The following is a 19,068-nucleotide window of genomic DNA, read 5'->3' on the forward strand; positions in this document are numbered from 1 at the left end:
GGTTTATGGTATCTACACGTTCAAATTTTAAAATATACCTTTATTGAACAATGCCTATAAAAATTTAAAATAAAATCCCCAAAACCGCCAAAAATTTGCTACCATAAGCACTTTTTACTTATTTACCAAATCATCAAACGCCATGACTCCAAAAAAAGCCCTATACCCCGGCACCTTTGACCCCATTACCAACGGACACATTGACCTTGTCAATCGTGCCTTAAAAATCTTTGATGAAGTCATCATCTCGGTGGCGTTCGCTCATCACAAAAAGCCGTTATTTAGCTTTGATGAACGAGTGGCACTGGTACAGGAAATTTTTAAGGACAATGAACGGGTATCAGTGGTTGGCTTTGAAGGGCTACTGGTGGATTTTGTCAAAGAGCAAAATGCAGTGGCGGTAATTCGGGGACTGCGTGCGGTGAGTGATTTTGAGTATGAATTTGGGCTTGCCAACATGAACCGTAGCCTAGATGAGAGTTTTGAAGCGGTGTTTTTGACCCCTGCCCAAGAGTATTCGTTCGTCTCGTCCACGCTCGTGCGAGAAGTGGCAAAACTCGGTGGCGATGTCTCAAAGTTCGTGCCGTCTTGTGTGCTTGACGGCTTTGCCAAAAAGTTCGGTGGGTAAGGCGTTATGTTTTTTGCGGTCATTAGTATCTTGCCTGAGATGTTCGGGGCGACCACAGAGTACGGCATTACAGGACGTGCGGTGGGGCGGGGGCAGGTGGTGATACACACCATTAACCCCAGAGATTTTACCACGGACAACTATCGGCGGATTGACGAGCGTCCCTTTGGCGGGGGGCCGGGCATGGTCATGCTTGCCGAGCCGTTGGAGCAGGCGATATTACACGCCAAAGCCTTAGCCGATGAGCATTTTGGGAGCGTGGGTAAGGATAATCCTACCTGCCCTGTCATCTATCTGTCGCCACAGGGCAAGACCCTAGATGAAAAGACGGTGGTAGAATGTAGCCAGCTTGATGGCATGATACTGCTCTGTGGGCGTTATGAAGGCATTGATGAAAGGCTACTTAGTGCCTATGTCGATGGCGAGATTTCCATTGGCGACTATGTGCTGACAGGGGGCGAGCTACCAGCGATGGTGCTGATGGATAGCATCATTCGCCGTCTGCCAAGCGTGATGAATGATGACAAGTCCGCCCTAGAAGACAGCTTTGTCGATGGGCTACTAGACTGCCCCCACTATACCAAGCCTTTGATTTTTAAGGATAAAAAAGTCCCTGATGTCCTGCTTTCAGGTCATCATGCCAACATTGCCAAATGGCGGTTTTTAGAGCAAGTCAAACGCACCAAAGAGCGTCGCCCTGACTTGTGGGAGCAGTTTGAACCCACCAAAGAGCAGGCGAAGTGGCTGGGGGAGATAGATGAGTTGGGGGATTTGGATGAATAGTCATGCCCTATCCGTCATCATTATCACCGCCCCGCTGATGTCAGTCAGTCTCTCACGCACCATAAACAGACGGTCAAGCCCCAACGCAATGCCACTGCATGGCGGTAAGTCATCGCACGCACGGATTAGGTTTGTATCAATCGGCATGGTTGGCAAGCCTAGTTTTGCCCGCTCAATATTATCCTGCGTAAATCGCCGATACAGCTCATCGCCACTGGCAAGCTCATCATAAGCATTGGCAATCTCTATGCCGTTGATATATAGCTCAAAGCGTTTGGCAACGGCATGTCCGTCCACGTCTGTCGCCACTTTTGCCAAAGACGCAGTCGCCACAGGATAATCGGTGATGAGTGTCGGCAAATCAAATCCCAAAGTCGGCTCTATCACATGACTAAATAACAAATCCAGCCAGCCTTGCTTATCATCGCCCATATCTAGGTTAATGCCCTGCTTTAATGCCGTTTGTTGTAATGTCTCAATGTCGGCAGAAAAGGGGTGAATGCCGAGCATATCCATAAAGGCTTGGGTGTAGCGATAGGTTTTAAAGGGCAGATTTTTATGCAGTGCCACGCCGATGAGAGCATTTAATTCATTTGCCAAATCGTCCAAACTAAAATGCGGACGATACCATTCTAACATGGTAAATTCTATATTATGCTTATGCCCTTTTTCATTATCACGAAACACCTGACAAATTTGATAAATCGGTATTTGATAATCCGCCAATACTCTTTTCATGGCAAATTCTGGCGATGTGTGTAGATAGCCTGTTTTTAATTTGCCAGCTTGTTTAAAATTAACGCTCACGCTTTCTATAAAAATATCGGTATTGCCATGATTGGATAGTATGGGTGTGGTAATCTCTAATACGTCCCGATTTTTAAAAAACTGACGAATATCGCCAATCATCTCAGCTTTACTCATTGCCAAATCTAAGGTCATGCTTGGGCGGTAATCGGTATTAGTCATAAAGCCATTCTCTTTTTAAGTCATAGTTTTTTCTTAATTTATCAAAATCCGCCCCATGTACGTTATCGGTGCAAATGTGGCGTAACTCATTGTCATCTTTTAAAATGTCATAATAGCTTTTTAAGATATCGGTATTGCCTTTTAATAATTCATTTTTTAATGTTTGCCAATGGTAATGATTGGGCGGTAATAACTTATCCATATTTTGTAAAATAGGCAAATTAAAATACTCACAAAACGCCTGATAAATCATTTCTGTCCCACGCAACTTACCGTCTAAGGTATAGCCTGCGATGTGGGGCGTGGCAAGGGCAAGGTTATCAAGCAGTGCCTTATCAATGGTTGGCTCAAAAGGAAATACGTCTAGTATTACATTCAGATTTTTATTAGTCATTGCCCATAATAAATCATCTTGATTGATAATCTCGCCCCGAGCGGTATTGATTAAAATGGCGTTGTTTTTTAATTGTTTAAAAACAGAATGATTAAATAATTGATAAGTGGGATAATCACCCGTTTTTGTTAATGGCGTATGAATAGAGATAATATCGCTATTTGCCAATAATTCATTAAAACTTGCGTTATTAATGTCCGATGTTGGCAAATAAGGGTCATATCCCAAAATCTCCCAATTTAAGTCTTTGGCGTATTTGGCAAGCGTTGCTCCGATATTACCCAAGCCAATAATGCCCAGCGTGATTTTTTTATGGATTAAATTGGGAAATTTGCTTAAAAGGGCGGTAATGACGTATTGGGCAACCGAATGTTTGCTTGACCCTTTGGCATTGGCAAAATGGATATGGTGTTTTTGGATAAAATCATTATCCACATGGTCTGTACCAATCGTTGCCGAGCCGATAAATTTAATATTATTAGGATTGGCAATGGCGTCGGCATTGATGGGCGTTACCGAGCGAATGAGTAGGGCGGTTGGATTATGCCTGTCAATGGCGGATTGGTCAATCTCACGCCCTTTTAATTTGATAAGCGTGGTATTATCATGGCAAAAATAATCGTCCAAATGGGCGATGTTTTCATCGGCTAAAATGGTTATCATGGGGTCGTGCCTTTGGCAGGATGGGTGTGGTTGGGTTGGTAAATGATGAGTAGATGCTAAACATTAAAGCGGTGTTATGAGTGTGACAATAATTATCGGAATTGATGTATTTAATGGCTGGACACAAAAGCTGACTTGTAAGCACGGCTTGGATGAAGTTCTCGTTTTATTATAACACAGAATCACCGACATCAATTTAAAAATATGCATGTATTTAAAGGTGTTTTGATAAAAGCGACACCGTAGACATCGATGGCTTGTAAACATTGCCTAACCATGATATTTTCTAAACCAACGTAAAAATAAGTACCAATCTCATTTACATAATGCTATCATAATCACTCTAAACAATCCCTATATTTTATCAAACTTATCATGGATGACACCCCATGCCCCACCACACCAACACCATTGCTGACTGGCTTGTCTCTAATCGTCTGTATGAAGACAATCTGTTTTATTATGCTCTTATCATCTGTTTTTGGTTCTTTATCGGATTTGTCTTTCTTGGCTTTGAGCTAGAAGGATTTAGCTTACAGCAAAATCTGTTCTTTAACTTTGTCTTTTATTTATTTATCTGTACCATGATGGCACTTTGTCCTGTTTGGTTTAGGTTGTTTTTTGGGAAAACACATACTGCCAAACGAGAACAAGAACTCAATGCCCATCTAAATGAACTAGACGATGACGACCGTCAAGAAGTCGTTGATTATCTCAATGAAACAGGACAGCTTGCCATGCGACCTGCCCAAAGGTGGGCATTGGTGTTTTTGGGGTCATACTTTTTATTTGAAGTGTTTTTTATCTCAGCATGGGTTAAGGATTTGACACTGGTGTGGCAACCTGATTGGGTGATGGGGATTGTGGAGTGGGTGAGAGGGAATACCAATTTACCGCCATTGAATGTGGATAGGAAGTTGTTTGACTTAGATATTGGGTTGTCAAGCGACAAGATTTTGCATACAATGTATGAATCGGAAACCGAATTTTTGGATTCTGAATTTGGCAAATCAGCCCTTTTATTTCATTTTTTTAGATTTATTAATGCTCCATTAATTTTTATATCGATACACATGTTATTATATAGATCAATTGGTTGGAGTGGCATAAATCGGTTTAAGGTAAAAGAAGAATACCGAAATTTATGCGATTTGTTAAAATCTTATTTATGGGTTTCGTTTTTGGCGTTTTTTTGTGTTCTAATGATTGTTGGCACTATTTTGCTAATTCAAAGCTTGGAAATTTCTGCTAGAATGTCCATGAATATAGTGATATGGATTGATAGCTTTTATTTGAATTTTTGTTTTGTGTTTGCTGTCATTAGTGTTCTTATACTTATTTCATGGCTTAAAATGAGTAAAAAACTTATTTTAAATATTATTAATTTTATCAAACAGTTCTTTCAACCAACCTAACGAGGTATTTTTATGAGTAATTTAACTGGTCTAGCTGATTCTTTCTATATTGAAGAAGTAAGAAAAATTCTTGAAAAACATTCCTTTGGCTCTATCACCGATGATGATAACAATTATTATGAAACACTTTGGGAGGTTGCTTCTAGCAATTTTTCAAAGATAATTTCTCAAGTTGCATTTGAAACTTCTTTAAAATATTTAAGCGATACTAAGTTAATAGAAAGAACCAAACATAAATATCCTGATATTGCCCAAATTGAAATGCTGGCAATTAAAGCACATCACCTGCAAGCCAATCTTGATGCCTTACAATAAAGCTCTCCAAACACCCTGATTTTAAAGAAATAAATGCACATTTTAAAGAAGTTGTTGCTAATTTTAAAACAGAAGTACAACTGCTTGCCGATAGCAAAGGCATCAATATCAATGTCAAACAAGATGACTTAACTACCACATTAGATAAATTGGTCGGTCAAGGTTATGGTAAACTCTTTAATGAAAGCATGGATAACTTATTTAAATACAATGATTATATCAAACTTGTTTATAGCACCATTGATGAAAAATTACCTAAAGATGAAAGTAGTCAACAAGACTATCTAAAAGATGTGATGAATTTAATACCAAAATTTGCAGGAGATTCTTTTGTTAAGGGTACGGCGGGGGCGGTCTATGGTGCAGAAGCAGGAGCAATTAGCTTAAGTAGCCTTGTCAAATCTGAAGGATTAAAGCACCTAGAAAGTTTAGCTCAAAAAATTCCTGCTATTTCTGCCAAAGGTTTGGCTGGAGTTTTATCTCGTGGGATAATTACTGGCATTTTAACAGATATTAGTTATAAAGCAGGGTATGAGTTTGGTGAATGGCTATTTACAAAAGGTTTTGATTGGGCTTTTGGTAAAGAACTTTATGAAATGGAGGGTTTCATCAACTTTACAGATACTGCTTACTCCACCATCTTTTCCCACCTAACCGCCGACAAACTCAACGCCGTCATTGCCTTTAACACCATGATACTAGGTAACTTTGTTAATGAACAAGGCAAATCTGTCATCGAAAAAGATACCGTGATTTTGTTTGGCTCTGATGACTATAAGAGCATGGATTTTGACAAAGCTTTAAAATCTTATAAAAGGCTCTATAAGGCGGTATCAGGCAAGGATGATGCCGAGAACATCACAGGTGCAGAAGAACTCATTAGACACATGGAGGGTAGTTATCCGTTATTTAAGGAATATCGCGGTAAGTTATTGAACATCTTACAAGGCTTGGAAGATACAGAAGAACTATTTACCCTAAGCCAAGGTGATGATGAAACCGCTCTTGCCTACCGCTACGCCCTTGTCAATCTCAATCCATTTGTCCTAATGGATATTGACTACACCAAACACAACCCAAATGGCGAGCTTGACCTGTATCATGCCAAAACCAATCCTAATGGTCTAACACCAATCTACCTAGAAAAACGAGCCGAGATGATGTCGGTCATGATGGATAAAATGACAGGGAAGTTTATCCAAAATAAATACAACTATCAAGATTTGGCTGAAAACATCAGTGTTAATGAAACCAGCCTAGATGGACATCATGGCAATATTGATACTTATAATGACAACACCCAAGTGATCTTCGGTGGTACTGGTAACGACACCATCAAAGCCAAAGATACAGGCGATAACAACAACTTCCTATTCGGTGGTGCAGGTCATGACATTATAATCGGTGGCAAAGGTAACGATTACCTAGAAGGCGGTCAAGGCTACGACACCTACCACATTAAAGACCACGACACCATCTTTGATGCCGACGGCAAAGGACGTATTCTCTTTGACAACAAACCCCTACCCACAGACTTTATCCTAAAACAAGGTGCATCAGATATTTGGGAAGCCAAAGACAGCGCAGGCAATGTGCTATATACTGCCATCAAAGGGGTAAATGATTTATTAATTACTTCTACTGATTCTCCTGCTGACCAAGTTACCATCAAAGACTTCTTCCTTACCTCCACCAAGCGAGACACCACATATTCAGCCCTTTCTATCATCTTAGGCGACAGTCAAGAAGACATTGATAAAAATCGCACCTACACCATCAAGGCAGATGACAAATACCTCTCTAACATCTACACAGGCGGATTCCCTACCAATTATCTTGATATCTATGGCTCATCTAAGGTGGATAACATCTTTGGCACAGGCAGAAAATACCTAAACATCGATGCAGGCGATGGACATGACCTGATATTTGGTGGCGATATGGCAGATGTTATCAGGGGTGGGGCAGGTAATGATACCATTTCAGGTTCGGCTAACTTTTATGACTTTGAACCCGAAGATAGCACAAGACTACCAAAACCAGAAAAGGACAGCGAAGGTAACCTTATCGGTGTCGATAAAGATTTAATCATCGGCGGAGAGGGTAACGACCTAATCTCGGCAGGGATTGGCGATGACATTATTTGGGTGGATCATGAGTATAAATCAAATGGTAAAACACCGATACATACCGACTCAAATAATCCCAACAACACCCATAACAACAAAAAAGGTGATTGGGCATTGGGCGGACGAGGTGATGATGTGATTCATGGCGGGGTGAATAAAGACTTCCTACAAGGTGGGGCGGACAGTGACATCATCTATGGTGGTGGCGGTGATGATGTGATATTGGGTGATGGGCATATTAGGTATGGCACGAAGTCAAAGACCATATTCAACTCATCAAGCATTGACTATGAGACGACCATCGGTGGTGGTGTCCACCCACTCGTGCCGGGTGGTGTTCATAGCAGACCTGTGTTCAGACAGGGTGATGCCTTGTCCATCGAGCATAGATATGACAAGGGTAAGCACATACAGGACAAACAGCCAAGTGCCTATTATAGAGACCCCATAACCTTTGAATGGACACTTACGATAGATGCAGACAAAGGTGATTATACCATCACGCCACATGAAGAAGTGAAGCTAAGTTATGATAAGCATGCTTTTGAATCAAAACATGCCAATGACACTCTATATGGCGGTGCAGGGGATGACCTTGTCATCGGTCAGTATGGTAATGATTATCTAGATGGTGGTAAGGGTGATGACATCCTATGGGGTGATGACAACAGAGATGCAAGCATCGAAGGGAATGACACGCTAAAAGGCGGTACAGGACGAGATAGGCTAATTGGTGGCAAAGGGAATGATACTTATGTGTTTGACCTAGAAGACATCAAAACAGAGGCAGATGGCAAAACCATCATTGATACGGACAATAATGGTCAGTTGATTGTAGATGGCAAAAACTGGGCGGGCAAGACATGGGTGGTTGACACTGATTCTAAAGATGTCTATTTTGATGGTGAGGGTAATAGACTGGATAAAAATGGCAGTGAGTACATCATCACGGTCAAAGACGCTGGGGCAACCATCACCATCAAGGATACGCCAGTAGCGAAAGGCGATGCGGGTGACATTCTGCTGGGCATGATACTTGCCAAAGAAGTTAAGAACACCGCTCCCATCGTTCATAATCCCGTCTCTGACCAGATGGTGTTGGCAGAGCGAGACATCGCACTCGGTCTTGGCGAGGTATTCTTTGATGCTGATGGTGATGAGCTGACGTATAGCATCCAAGGGGCGGATGGACTGCATTTTGACCCTACTACGAAGATGCTGACAGGTAAAGCACCTGATAAAGGGGTGTTTAACATCACATTGACCGCCACCGACCCCAAGGGCGAGCATGCCAATACCAGCTTCACACTAAGAGTGAATGAACGACCAACGCTCGTCTCTGCCTTGACTCTACCGCTTGTGCTAAGCCAAGATAATGCCATGATGCAGATAGGTCTAGATAAGCTGTTTGTTGATAACGATGGTGATGCGTTAAGTTATTCGCTATCGGCAAATTCTTTGAGCGGTATCTACATTGACAACAACCATCTTATCATAGACCCTGCGACCACAGAGATTGGCATGCATGACATTACCGTGACAGCGACAGACAGCTTTGGTCAGAGTGTCAGCACCAATGCCAGCTTTACCATCAAAGGCAGTGAACCCATCGTGATGCCAGAGCCTGTCCTGCCTAGCACGCCAACGCCTGACCCCATCACTGTTGGTAAGCGATATGTGGGCAAGCTCGGTGCTGATGACATCACAGGTGATGATAAAGCCAATACCATCAACGGTCTGACAGGGGATGATGTCCTAAGTGGCGGTCGTGGCAATGACACGCTAATCGGTGGATTTGGTCATGATACCTTAATTGGCGGACTCGATAACGACTTGCTTATCGGTGGCTATGGCAATGATACTTATCTGTATCACAAAGGCGATGGTCTAGACACGATTCGTGATGTTGGTGGGCTCGATATCTTAAAGATTTCGGGGCTGATGTTGTCTGATTTGGGCTTTATTAAACAAGGTAATCATCTGCTTATCGATGTCAGGCAAAATGATGATGGCATTATTATTGAAGATTATTTCAAATCAAACAGTATCATAGCAAGCCAAAAACCCCATGTTCCCAACATAGAGCGTATCTACATTAATGATAAGTTTGTCGGGTATGATGAGATTATCAAGATGGCGGATGTGGTTATTTAAGGTTTAAGGCTAAGGGTGTTAAAAAAGAGTGTTTAGTAACACTCTTTTTGCAGTCTGCTGATGGCGGATTGTGCTGATTAACCTTGCAGTTGTTTTAGAATCTGGCTAATCTCGGCATTGGCTTCGTTTTCGGTGGCTAGGTCGCCATTGGGGGTTAGGTCGTTCATTACTTGTGGTAGTAGCTCGGCAATGCCTTGGCAGACTTCTGTCTCGCTGGCTCCTGTTTGCTGACAGGCACGGTTAATCTCATCTTTACCGAACAGACTCATCACGTCTTGGGCGTCAAGTCCGTCATTATCGGTGTCGATGTTTACCCATGATCGGGCTTTATTGCCCAGTCCGTTGCCTTGGAATTTGGCAAGCACGCCTGACAGACCGCCATTTTTTTGGATATAGCCCAGTACGATGGGGATAAGAGCAAGGAGTAGAGTATTTTTGTTAAACCCGCCTTTTTGTTGGGCGGACTGACTGCCAAGCACTTGACCCAACACACTGCCTAGGTCACTGGCAGGGACGTTTTGGCGAGTCTGTCCACCGCCTAGGAGCGAGCCTAGCATACCGCCTAGCCCGCCTTGGGCTTGACCACCGCCAAGCTGACTTGCCACCACTTGCCCAAGCATACCGCCCAAACCGCTGTTTTGTTGGGATTGACCGCCAAGTACGCTACCTAGCATGCCACCAAGCCCGCTGTTTTGCTGTTGGGTTTGACCACCTGTTAGGGCGTTTTGGGCGACTTGGGTGATGATGTTTTGTAATAAACTCATGGAGTATCCTATCAAATAAAGTAAATATTGGCGAAATTGCCAAATCATGCATTATCTTATCAGAATTTTAGTGAACCTGCGTTATTTTTATTAAAGGTTTTTGTAAATAGATGAATTATTAAGCGACGTGGGTTTGTTTATAGTGGTGTCTGTTTTATTTTACACCATGCCAAAAATTGACATAAGAAACATAACGATTTGGCTTATAAAAAATAATGCGGACATTATCCAAACTAGGATTTGCTCTATGGTTATCTTGCAAAGGCATGGATTTGTCCCCATGATGGGTTATTCTAAGCTGTTTTTGAGCCATTTTTTAAGCCCATTTTTGAGCGATTGCCATGACCGATTTATCTGCTGTTTTTGACCTTATTGATGACATTGTGCCTGCTGATGTGGCAGATGATGTTAATATGACGGATGCTTTGCACTTTGCCTTGACCGAGCATGTGATAACTGCCGATGACGTGGCGTGTGTCAGTCATTTTTTTGATGCACGCCGTCTGCCTTGCCCCATGCCTTTGTTAAAGGCAAAAGTAACCTTGCGAGATGTGGGGGCAGGGCAGGGCTTGTATCTGCTTGCCACCGATAAAAATTCACAAACCGACCTTGTGGCGTATTGCCATAAAAACGGGCTGACGGTCAAGACGTGGGCGTATGGGCAAACAGATACCATCTTTCACTTTTTGATTAGAATGTGTTGAGTGTTGGTATTTGCCATGAAAAATACTCATTTAAAAAGCAAGGGAATCGCCCATTTTTCATGCAAAAATAATTTAAATTCATAAAATTTCACCAAATGTTAATAAATGTTATCAATGTTCACACGTCCTAACAAAAAGCTGTAAAAACCGCTAGCATTTGGGCGGATTTCGGCTTAAAATGGGGCGATATTTAAACTGATGATTTGTTGGTAGAAAGAAAACATGCCCAAAAATTATGATTATGATGGTTTTGATGACTTTGACGATTATGGCGGTGATTATGCCGATGAGCGTGATTTTAAGTCATCTAATACGTTAGATGAAGATGAGCTGGATAATGGATTAGATGAGCTTGACGGTTTTTCTGATGAGATACTGTCTGATGAGTTGTTATCTGATGAATTAGACGAACTAGATGGTTTTCATGAGATTGATGATGACGCTGATGAGCTGGCATTGGATGAGTCAGAGCATGAATTAGAAACAGATGGGCAGTCCCATGATAGGGCAAGCCTTGCCCCTGTGCTTGCCAGTCATGCCCTCAGTGCCGTACCACGCTATGATGTCGCCACCAAGGATTTGGTGCCTGCCATGCCCACCAATTTGACCGCCCCAGGGGTGAATTTGGGGGCGTACATCAATACCGTACATCAGATTCCTATCCTAACCCCCGACGAAGAGCGAGAGCTTGCCGAGCGGTACTATCAAGATGGCGACGTGGAAGCGGCACGGCTACTGGTCATGAGTCATTTGCGGTTTGTGATACACATTGCACGCAGTTATTCAGGTTATGGTCTGTCGCAGGCGGATTTGATTCAAGAAGGTAATTTGGGGCTTATGAAAGCGGTCAAACGCTTTGACCCTACCAAGGGCGTACGCCTTGTGAGCTTTGCGGTGCATTGGATTAAGGCGGAGATTCATGAATTTGTCATCAAAAATTGGCGGATTGTCAAAGTTGCCACCACCAAAGCCCACCGCAAGCTGTTTTTTAATTTGCGTAGCCTTAAAAAATCAAGCAATCAGCTCACCTTAGAAGAAGCCGAAGCCATTGCCAAAGACCTAAACGTCACGGTCAAGCAAGTCCTAGAAATGGAATCACGCTTGACCAGTTATGATGCGTCCTTTGAGCTACAAGACTCTGATGATGAAGATGGGCGTTATGCTCCCCAACTTTTTTTGGAAGATGGAGTTAATCCTGCCGAGATGGTCGAAGATGCCGACTGGGAAGAGAATACGACCACCGCCCTAAAAGAAGCGATGGACGGCTTGGATGAGCGTTCTCGGGACATCATCACTCAGCGTTGGCTTGCCGACCAAAAATCCACTTTGCATGACTTAGCGGCGGTCTATAACATCTCAGCCGAGCGGGTGCGTCAGATTGAAAAAAATGCCATGGACAAAATCCGTGAGGCGATGACCATTGATAACATGCTCTTTGATTAGAACGAACAGACGAACAAATGATAAACTGGATAAAAGTAGCAGGCGTGAACCTTGCGACAGCGGTAGCACTTGGGGCGTTTGGGGCTCACGGCTTAAAGAAAACCGCCACGCCTTATGAGCTTGATATTTGGCAGACTGCCACGCTTTATCTGTTTGTGCATGGCTTGGGGATATTAGCGTTGGGCGTGTTGGGGGCGGTATCTGCCTATCGCATTCATAAGGTTGCCATGACCTTACAAATAGGCATTGCCATATTTAGTAGCACGCTCTACTTGATGGCACTGGGAATGCCTAAGTGGCTTGGGGCGATAACCCCAATGGGCGGAACGCTACTTATCATCGGCTGGCTGATGTTGGTTTTTGTCAAAAAGTCTGATGGCTGATGGGTTGATTGATGATGATAAAAGGGCAAATGTTTTTGCTCTTTTTGTTTTTATCCAAACACCGCCATACCCCACAGCACCGCCACCAAAATAAGTGCCAGCGACTGGGCGGATGAGCCGACATCTTTGGCGATTTTGGCAAGGGGGTGATGTTTCATAGACGTGTGGTCAACCGCCGCCTCTAAGGCGGTATTAAAAAACTCCACGATGAGCGACAAAAACGACCCTGCCACGAGCATCATCTTAACCGCCAAGGCAAAATCCAACCACAATGCCAATCCCATTAAAGGCAAATACAAAATAATGAGCTGAAAAATCGCAGGCTCTTTGACAGCGACCTTAAAGCCGTCTTTGGAATAGGACAGTGTGTTGATGATGCGTTTTAGCCCTTTGGTTTTGTTAAATTCAGACATGGCTTTTTCCTGTGGATTGGCGATTGATTATAGCACTTTTTCAATATTGACAAAATCCCAGAATTTGGGATAATGATTAAAATTTCAAGAGAAACACCACGATGATTACCCTAGACCTACCCCCACAACTACAAGAAGTCATCATCGCCACCGCCGAAAAACAAGGCGTAAGTGTCAATGATTATATCTTAAATGCCATCAAAACCACTTTGGATAATGATATACCAAAACACATAGATGATGTACTCGTTTTTGATATGGAAGTTATGAAAGAACGCTTAAAAGGTTTTGAAAGCAAAGAGGAGGCATTGAAAAATGGCTTGGTACTACCGCAAGGGCTTGATAGAGAAGGCTTGTCAGCTTGGTTAAGAGAAAATCTATCCAAACACTCCGAGCAAAGGACGGTAGTATGAAAGTGGTTTTTGTCAATTGGTTGGAAAATAACTATTTAAGTTTTGATGATGACTTACGTAATGCGGTTTTGGATTTTGCTATTCATGTGCAAACCAACGGTCTAAAAGACTTAAAAGGTCGCAATAAATCGTCCGCCCCACCCAACCCCCACACCAAAAAAGAACATCAGCACGCCAAATTTGCCCAAAAATATTGTCTTTGGCATTATCATTTGGGCGTGCCGTGCTATGTAAAGCAAACCAATGGCGATTTTACGAGCGAATATATCCTGCATTATTGCCACTACAATGATGTGATTGTGCTGGTGGATATTAGCACCCACCCACCTTTTGTATTGCCAAGTGTGGATAAATTGACTTATGATTGACCGCTTGTGGCGGTTTTTTAATGTTTAGTTTTTGCCCATTTCCCCCTTTTCAAGTATAATAACCGTTTTATTTTATTAAGAAATTCCCATGAGCCAATTATCCCAAGAAATCAACCAACGCAGAACTTTTGCTATCATATCGCACCCCGACGCAGGTAAAACCACCATGACCGAAAAGCTCCTACTGTGGGGCAAGGCAATTCAGGTAGCAGGCGAGGTGCGTGGACGCAAAGCCGACCGCCACGCCACGAGCGACTGGATGAGCATGGAGCAGGAGCGTGGTATCTCTATCACGACATCGGTCATGCAATTTCCCTATAAAAATCATGTGGTTAATCTACTAGACACCCCCGGACACGCCGACTTTTCAGAAGATACTTACCGCACGCTGACTGCTGTGGATTCTGCTCTTATGGTCATTGACGGAGCCAAAGGCGTGGAAGAGCGGACGATTAAGCTCATGGAAGTGTGCCGTATGCGTGATACGCCCATTATTTCATTTGTCAATAAACTTGACCGTGAGATTCAAAATCCGCTTGCCCTGCTTGATGAGATTGAAAGTGTCCTAAAAATCAAATGCGTGCCTTTTGCTTATCCCATTGGCATGGGTCAGGACTTTGTGGGGGTATATAGTTTTGTGGATAACAAGACTTACTTTTATAAAAAGGGCTTTGGTTCACAAATTGTAGAGATTGAGAGTAAAGATGGCTATGACCATGCTGACATTAAGGACAGGCTTGGGCAGATTTTGTGGGATGAATTTATAGAAAACATTGAACTTGCCCAAATGGCGTATGAAGATTGGGACGTGGACGAGTTTTTGGCAGGTCGTCAAACGCCTGTGCTGTTTGGTACAGCGTTGGGTAACTTTGGCGTAAACATGATTTTGGATGTGCTGACCCAATACGCACCGCCCCCAAAAGACCATGTGGCAATAGAACGCACCGTCAAAGCGGACGAGCCTGCCTTTACGGGCTTTGTCTTTAAAATCCAAGCCAACATGGACCCCAAGCACCGAGACCGTGTCGCCTTTATGCGAGTGTGTTCGGGCAAATACGAGCGTGGCATGAAAATGAACCATGTGCGTCTTGGCAAAGAAGTGCGAGTGTCGGACGCTCTCATGTTTTTGGCAGGCGACCGTGAGACGCTAGATGAGGCGTATGCTGGTGATATCATTGGTCTGCACAATCATGGCACGATACAAATTGGCGATAGTTTCACGAGTGGCGAGACCTTGAATTTTACAGGCATTCCGCACTTTGCCCCTGAGCTGTTTCGCCGTGTGGTGCTAAAAGACCCGATGAAATCCAAGCAATTACAAAAGGGTTTGCAACAACTCTCCGAAGAAGGGGCAACCCAAGTATTTATGCCCCAAATCAATAATGACCTGATTTTGGGGGCGGTGGGCGTGCTACAATTTGAGGTGGTGGCACACCGTTTGCTAGAAGAATATAAAGTGCAATGCACCTTTGAGCCGATTAGTATCGCAACCGTGCGTTGGGTGCACTCGGATGATAAGGTGGCGTTTGAAAAATTCAAGAAAAAAGCCCACGACCAGCTGTCGGTGGACGGTGGCGGTTATCTGACTTACCTTGCACCAAGCCGTGTCAATCTACAACTTATGCAAGAGCGATATCCAGAAGTGGAATTTCGGGCGACTAGGGAGCATTGATAAATATGACCACAAGCCCCAATCTGCCAGACACGCTAACCCAAGATGTTGTATTGCTTATCCAAAATAGCAAACAACATCTTGCCATGCGTGTCAATGCCGAGCTTACTTTGCTGTATTGGCACATCGGTGAGCGGATTGCCACGCACGTTTTGCAAGGCGAGCGAGCCGAATATGGCAAGCAGGTTATCCAAAATCTCTCAAAAGAGCTAACCGCTCAATTTGGTAGGGGTTGGAACAAAACGCATTTGGGGTATTGTGTTAAATTTTATCAAGAATTTCAAGACCTTGAAACTCTCCACGCACTGCGTGGAAAATTGAGTTGGACGCACTTTAAAAGTCTAATTTATATTGAAAATCCCCTAGCGCGAGAATTTTACGCCAGCATGGCAATTGCCGAAAAGTGGAGTACTCGCACGTTAGATGAGCGAATTGGTTCGTTACTGTTTGAACGCACCGCCATTTCCAAACAACCTGACGAAACACTCATCGCTGAATTAGCCGACCTTCGCAATAAAGGCGAATACAATCAAAGCCTGATTCTAAAAGACCCTTACATCTTAGACTTTTTGGAATTAAATGACCGTTATATGGAAAAGGATTTGGAAGATGCGATATTGCGAGAGATTGAGAGTTTTCTATTGGAATTGGGAGCAGGGTTTAGTTTTATCGCTCGGCAAAAACGCATTAGCATTGATGAAGATGACTTTTATATTGATTTGTTGTTTTATAATCGTAAATTAAAATGCTTGGTGGCAATTGATTTAAAAACCGAAAAATTCAAACATAGTCATAAAAGCCAAATGGAGCTTTATTTAAATTATTTGGCAAAATATGAAAAAGAGCCCGATGAAAATCCGCCTATTGGCATTATTTTATGCACGTCCAAAAAACAAGAGCAAATTGAACTTTTGGGTCTAAATCAAGGCGACATTCATGTGGCACAATATTTAACCGTCTTACCACCAAAAGAAGTTCTAGAAGAGCGACTGCATTTGGCGGTACAGCGAGCAAGGTTAAGGTTTGAGCGATGATAGATTTAGAAAATAATTTTGTATTTGATTTCTAAATGACGGCTCTTTTCTGCTTGTGCTTTCATATCGGAATTAAAAATGGTGTCCAATATGGGAATGTCAGCATTAATAAAAGATTCTAATTGTTTGGAAATATCTTGATTAATAACAATTTTTGTTATGGTGGATTTTTGTCTATTCTTTTGATTTTTAGCACTTTCAAAAAGCGTATTTATATAGGCATTGCCATCAAAAATGCCTGAAAGCATTAATTGCTCAGCAGCGTCTAAATCAACATGTCCCCCTTCAAATTCCTGTATTGTATCCATATACCATGTATCTTTCTTGGTTTTTTTATAATTTGTACCAACACTTGCATTTATGCTTTCAATAACAGCCTTAATATCGATCCCTATTGATTGATATTCTTCTAGTTGTTCATCAATCATCAACTCAATGCTTTTTGCACCCAAATACTGACATAATATGGGTAGATAAAGCATTTGTTCGGTAATATTTTCGTTAATCAAAACTTTATATGGCAAATAAAATTTTTCACCATGCTTGCCTTTGCCTATCTGGGGATTGAGAATTAAAAAAGAATCTGACCTCAAAAGGTTATTGAATAATAAATTCTGGGTCAGGGGATGCTTTAAGGCTTCTTCTTTTGTTGGATTGATTAAGAAATGCTTATCTTCATCCAATAAAAATTCCCCTGTTTTTCGGCTACGTTTGGCTTCTTCAAACTTTTGCTGACTAGTAATAACTAAATGCTCAGGTTGTATGTCGGTAGGCAAATCATCTATGTCGTGGTAAAACATATTTAGTCCTTATGAAAATTAAGAATTGCAATTTTTTAAAATGAATATAACCATAATGGCAATCATAATGCCAATGATAAGTATCAGGGCTTTATGTGGTATGAATTGCTTTCCTGCTTGCAATGGATATAAAAAGGGCAACGTTTTGATGAAATCAATGTCTTTGGGGTGTCTATCTGTCATTTTGCAAAACTGAAAAAATCCATTATAAAAATAATTGGCATAATGTGTGATATCATCTTTTTTTAAGTCTTTCATGTCTAGTAGAATATGAATTGGTGAGTGTCTACCTAGATTGTCTTTATCATTAGTTTTTATTTTGATGAGCATTTTGAAATCTTTGCTATAAATTAAAAAATCTTTTTCATTTTTTATATAATCTTTGATAAATTTTGAAGAAGAATTGGCAAAGTAGTTTCTGATATTCTTATCAATCGCAACATTGTGCATTTGTGTCAAAATTTCTTGTGATAAATCCAAATCTTTTATCTGTCGTGTTACGACATTTTCTTGTTGAATCACTTCATACATCAAATCTTCTGATGTATTATCTAAAGACTGAGTGTAGATATAAATGGGTTCAAACTGTTTCATGCCAACCTACTTTTTGTCATAACTAATAAGAATTTTCTTCATAAGAGTTTCTGCCGATTGAGTGTCTTTTAGCGAGCCAGTGACCACTTTGCAATAATCAGAACCACCAAAAGAAATCATGGCTATTTGTATAACTTGATTTTTATTAATTTTATCTTCTAGTTTTTTGGCGGTATAACCATCATCTTTGAGTTTGTCGATATGACTTGCAATAAGAAAAACTTGAATGTTTTTTCTTTGTCTAATTTCATTTTTGATGGCGTCAATATCACTCTTAGTGCTTTCAATATAATCACTGTCTCGTTTTAGAATCCTGCTAATATCTAGAATATAAAAAATAATATCGGACTCTAAGACTTGTTTTCTCCATTCCCCGTGTTGCATGGATGAACCACCTACATCATAACCACTAGATATTCTCAAAGTAACACCTTCTATTTTTACAGTTAGGGCAGGGTATGATTCCGAATCTGTTTGTTCAAAGCCTGACTCGACTTTCTTTGTTTCCAAATAGTTGATAAAAGTGGTTTTGCCAACCCCACGACCACCCAATACAGCGATACGTTTGCTTGACCACCATTTCTTTGTAAAATACCCAATACCACCAATGCCTGCCAAAGTGGCTACACCCAGTGCTACAGGAATTGCAGGTAAAACCATATTTTGTCCTTTAAAAATAAATTGCCAAAAATACAAAAATGCGTTATCATTTTAAATTGAAATGTGTATTAAATCCACCAACAAACCCGACTTTTCACACCCACTTTTCATCACAAAGCCCACAAAAAGGTAACTTATGGATATCGCCAAAAATCTTGTTAATCTTAGAAAAGAACATCATCTTACCCAAGAACAAATGGCAGAAAAATTGCAAATGTCCAAAAATGGGTATGCCAAATTAGAACGGGGCGAAAGTAAATTAAATATTGAACATTTACAACAAATTGCTAATGTGTTTAATATTGACATTGTGGATTTATTAAAACAAGAAAAGGATTTAAATGTATTAAATCTCTTTCCAAACTAAAAA

At 41.6% G+C, this 19,068-nt stretch carries 20 protein-coding genes; 13 read left to right on the top strand and 7 right to left on the bottom strand.

All coding sequences use genetic code 11. From position 1 onward, the window contains the following. The first annotated feature begins 142 nt into the window (after window positions 1-142). Both coaD and trmD read left to right on the top strand, forming a co-directional pair. A complete protein-coding gene (gene coaD / locus B5J94_RS11925) occupies window positions 143-628 on the top strand; it encodes a pantetheine-phosphate adenylyltransferase (RefSeq protein ID WP_062498941.1) in 486 nt (161 codons plus the stop codon). Window positions 629-634: 6 nt separating this feature from the next. Further along, a complete protein-coding gene (gene trmD / locus B5J94_RS11930) occupies window positions 635-1,411 on the top strand; it encodes a tRNA (guanosine(37)-N1)-methyltransferase TrmD (protein WP_062498940.1) in 777 nt (258 codons plus the stop codon). Here trmD and epmA read toward each other — a convergent pair whose 3' ends face one another. Together epmA and B5J94_RS11940 are read right to left on the bottom strand one after the other, a co-directional pair. Next, window positions 1,412-2,380 carry an EF-P lysine aminoacylase EpmA gene (epmA, locus tag B5J94_RS11935; protein WP_062498939.1) on the bottom strand — a complete coding sequence of 323 codons (969 nt, stop codon included), beginning with the start codon at window positions 2,378-2,380 and terminating at the stop codon, window positions 1,412-1,414. Continuing rightward, a complete protein-coding gene (locus tag B5J94_RS11940) occupies window positions 2,373-3,437 on the bottom strand; it encodes a 4-phosphoerythronate dehydrogenase (RefSeq protein WP_062498938.1) in 1,065 nt (354 codons plus the stop codon). Before B5J94_RS11940 ends, epmA begins: the two co-directional genes overlap by 8 nt. A gap of 389 nt (window positions 3,438-3,826) precedes the next feature. Here B5J94_RS11940 and B5J94_RS11945 point away from each other — a divergent pair, with 389 nt between their 5' ends. The 3 genes from B5J94_RS11945 to B5J94_RS11955 all read left to right on the top strand — a co-directional run bounded on the left by B5J94_RS11945 (window position 3,827) and on the right by B5J94_RS11955 (window position 9,450). Further along, a complete protein-coding gene (locus B5J94_RS11945) occupies window positions 3,827-4,852 on the top strand; it encodes a hypothetical protein (RefSeq protein WP_062498937.1) in 1,026 nt (341 codons plus the stop codon). 12 nt (window positions 4,853-4,864) lie between these two features. Continuing rightward, complete coding sequence (locus B5J94_RS11950; RefSeq protein ID WP_062498936.1) at window positions 4,865-5,167, top strand: hypothetical protein; 303 nt, start codon at window positions 4,865-4,867, stop codon at window positions 5,165-5,167. A gap of 188 nt (window positions 5,168-5,355) precedes the next feature. Beyond that, window positions 5,356-9,450, top strand: a complete 4,095-nt coding sequence (locus tag B5J94_RS11955; RefSeq protein ID WP_062498935.1) for a putative Ig domain-containing protein — start codon at window positions 5,356-5,358, stop codon at window positions 9,448-9,450. Window positions 9,451-9,527: 77 nt separating this feature from the next. Here B5J94_RS11955 and B5J94_RS11960 read toward each other — a convergent pair whose 3' ends face one another. Continuing rightward, on the bottom strand, window positions 9,528-10,214 hold the full coding sequence (locus B5J94_RS11960; RefSeq protein ID WP_062498934.1) for a YidB family protein: 687 nt from the start codon (window positions 10,212-10,214) through the stop codon (window positions 9,528-9,530). A 341-nt stretch (window positions 10,215-10,555) separates the two neighbouring features. On the opposite strand from B5J94_RS11960, the gene B5J94_RS11965 reads away from it, so the two are divergent. The 3 genes from B5J94_RS11965 to B5J94_RS11975 all read left to right on the top strand — a co-directional run bounded on the left by B5J94_RS11965 (window position 10,556) and on the right by B5J94_RS11975 (window position 12,744). Next, window positions 10,556-10,918: a sulfurtransferase TusA family protein gene (locus tag B5J94_RS11965; protein WP_062498933.1), complete on the top strand. Its 363-nt coding sequence runs from the start codon at window positions 10,556-10,558 to the stop codon at window positions 10,916-10,918. Between the two features lie 591 nt (window positions 10,919-11,509). Further along, window positions 11,510-12,361, top strand: a complete 852-nt coding sequence (gene rpoH / locus B5J94_RS11970) for an RNA polymerase sigma factor RpoH (RefSeq protein WP_208854347.1) — start codon at window positions 11,510-11,512, stop codon at window positions 12,359-12,361. Between the two features lie 17 nt (window positions 12,362-12,378). Next, a complete protein-coding gene (locus B5J94_RS11975) occupies window positions 12,379-12,744 on the top strand; it encodes a DUF423 domain-containing protein (RefSeq protein WP_062498932.1) in 366 nt (121 codons plus the stop codon). A gap of 50 nt (window positions 12,745-12,794) precedes the next feature. On the opposite strand, the gene B5J94_RS11980 is transcribed toward B5J94_RS11975, so the two are convergent. After that, window positions 12,795-13,157, bottom strand: a complete 363-nt coding sequence (locus B5J94_RS11980) for a diacylglycerol kinase (RefSeq protein ID WP_062498931.1) — start codon at window positions 13,155-13,157, stop codon at window positions 12,795-12,797. A gap of 101 nt (window positions 13,158-13,258) precedes the next feature. On the opposite strand from B5J94_RS11980, the gene B5J94_RS11985 reads away from it, so the two are divergent. From B5J94_RS11985 to B5J94_RS12000, 4 genes are all read left to right on the top strand, one after another. After that, the gene (locus B5J94_RS11985; protein ID WP_062498930.1) at window positions 13,259-13,570 is read left to right on the top strand and encodes a hypothetical protein; all 312 of its coding nucleotides are present in this window, start codon (window positions 13,259-13,261) and stop codon (window positions 13,568-13,570) included. Then, entirely contained in the window at window positions 13,567-13,938 is a 372-nt protein-coding gene (locus B5J94_RS11990; protein WP_062498929.1) for a hypothetical protein, read from the top strand. The genes B5J94_RS11985 and B5J94_RS11990 overlap by 4 nt, the downstream gene beginning before the upstream one ends. Window positions 13,939-14,026: 88 nt before the next feature. Beyond that, window positions 14,027-15,610 carry a peptide chain release factor 3 gene (locus tag B5J94_RS11995; protein WP_062498928.1) on the top strand — a complete coding sequence of 528 codons (1,584 nt, stop codon included), beginning with the start codon at window positions 14,027-14,029 and terminating at the stop codon, window positions 15,608-15,610. A 5-nt stretch (window positions 15,611-15,615) separates the two neighbouring features. Then, window positions 15,616-16,644, top strand: coding sequence for a PDDEXK nuclease domain-containing protein (locus B5J94_RS12000; protein ID WP_062498927.1), 1,029 nt, complete (start codon window positions 15,616-15,618; stop codon window positions 16,642-16,644). Between the two features lie 5 nt (window positions 16,645-16,649). Here the strand turns inward: B5J94_RS12000 and B5J94_RS12005 are convergent, their stop codons facing one another. The 3 genes from B5J94_RS12005 to B5J94_RS12015 are packed head-to-tail and all read right to left on the bottom strand — an operon-like array spanning window position 16,650 to window position 18,698. Beyond that, window positions 16,650-17,444: a hypothetical protein gene (locus B5J94_RS12005; protein ID WP_062498926.1), complete on the bottom strand. Its 795-nt coding sequence runs from the start codon at window positions 17,442-17,444 to the stop codon at window positions 16,650-16,652. An 18-nt stretch (window positions 17,445-17,462) separates the two neighbouring features. Then, window positions 17,463-18,038 carry a hypothetical protein gene (locus B5J94_RS12010; protein ID WP_062498925.1) on the bottom strand — a complete coding sequence of 192 codons (576 nt, stop codon included), beginning with the start codon at window positions 18,036-18,038 and terminating at the stop codon, window positions 17,463-17,465. Window positions 18,039-18,044: 6 nt separating this feature from the next. Continuing rightward, entirely contained in the window at window positions 18,045-18,698 is a 654-nt protein-coding gene (locus tag B5J94_RS12015) for a GTPase domain-containing protein (protein ID WP_062498924.1), read from the bottom strand. A 136-nt stretch (window positions 18,699-18,834) separates the two neighbouring features. Here B5J94_RS12015 and B5J94_RS14545 point away from each other — a divergent pair, with 136 nt between their 5' ends. Further along, window positions 18,835-19,065: a helix-turn-helix domain-containing protein gene (locus B5J94_RS14545; protein WP_115247836.1), complete on the top strand. Its 231-nt coding sequence runs from the start codon at window positions 18,835-18,837 to the stop codon at window positions 19,063-19,065. Window positions 19,066-19,068: the final 3 nt, after the last annotated feature.

Origin of the sequence: Moraxella lacunata (assembly GCF_002027545.1) — a bacterium.
Lineage (GTDB): Bacteria > Pseudomonadota > Gammaproteobacteria > Pseudomonadales > Moraxellaceae > Moraxella > Moraxella lacunata.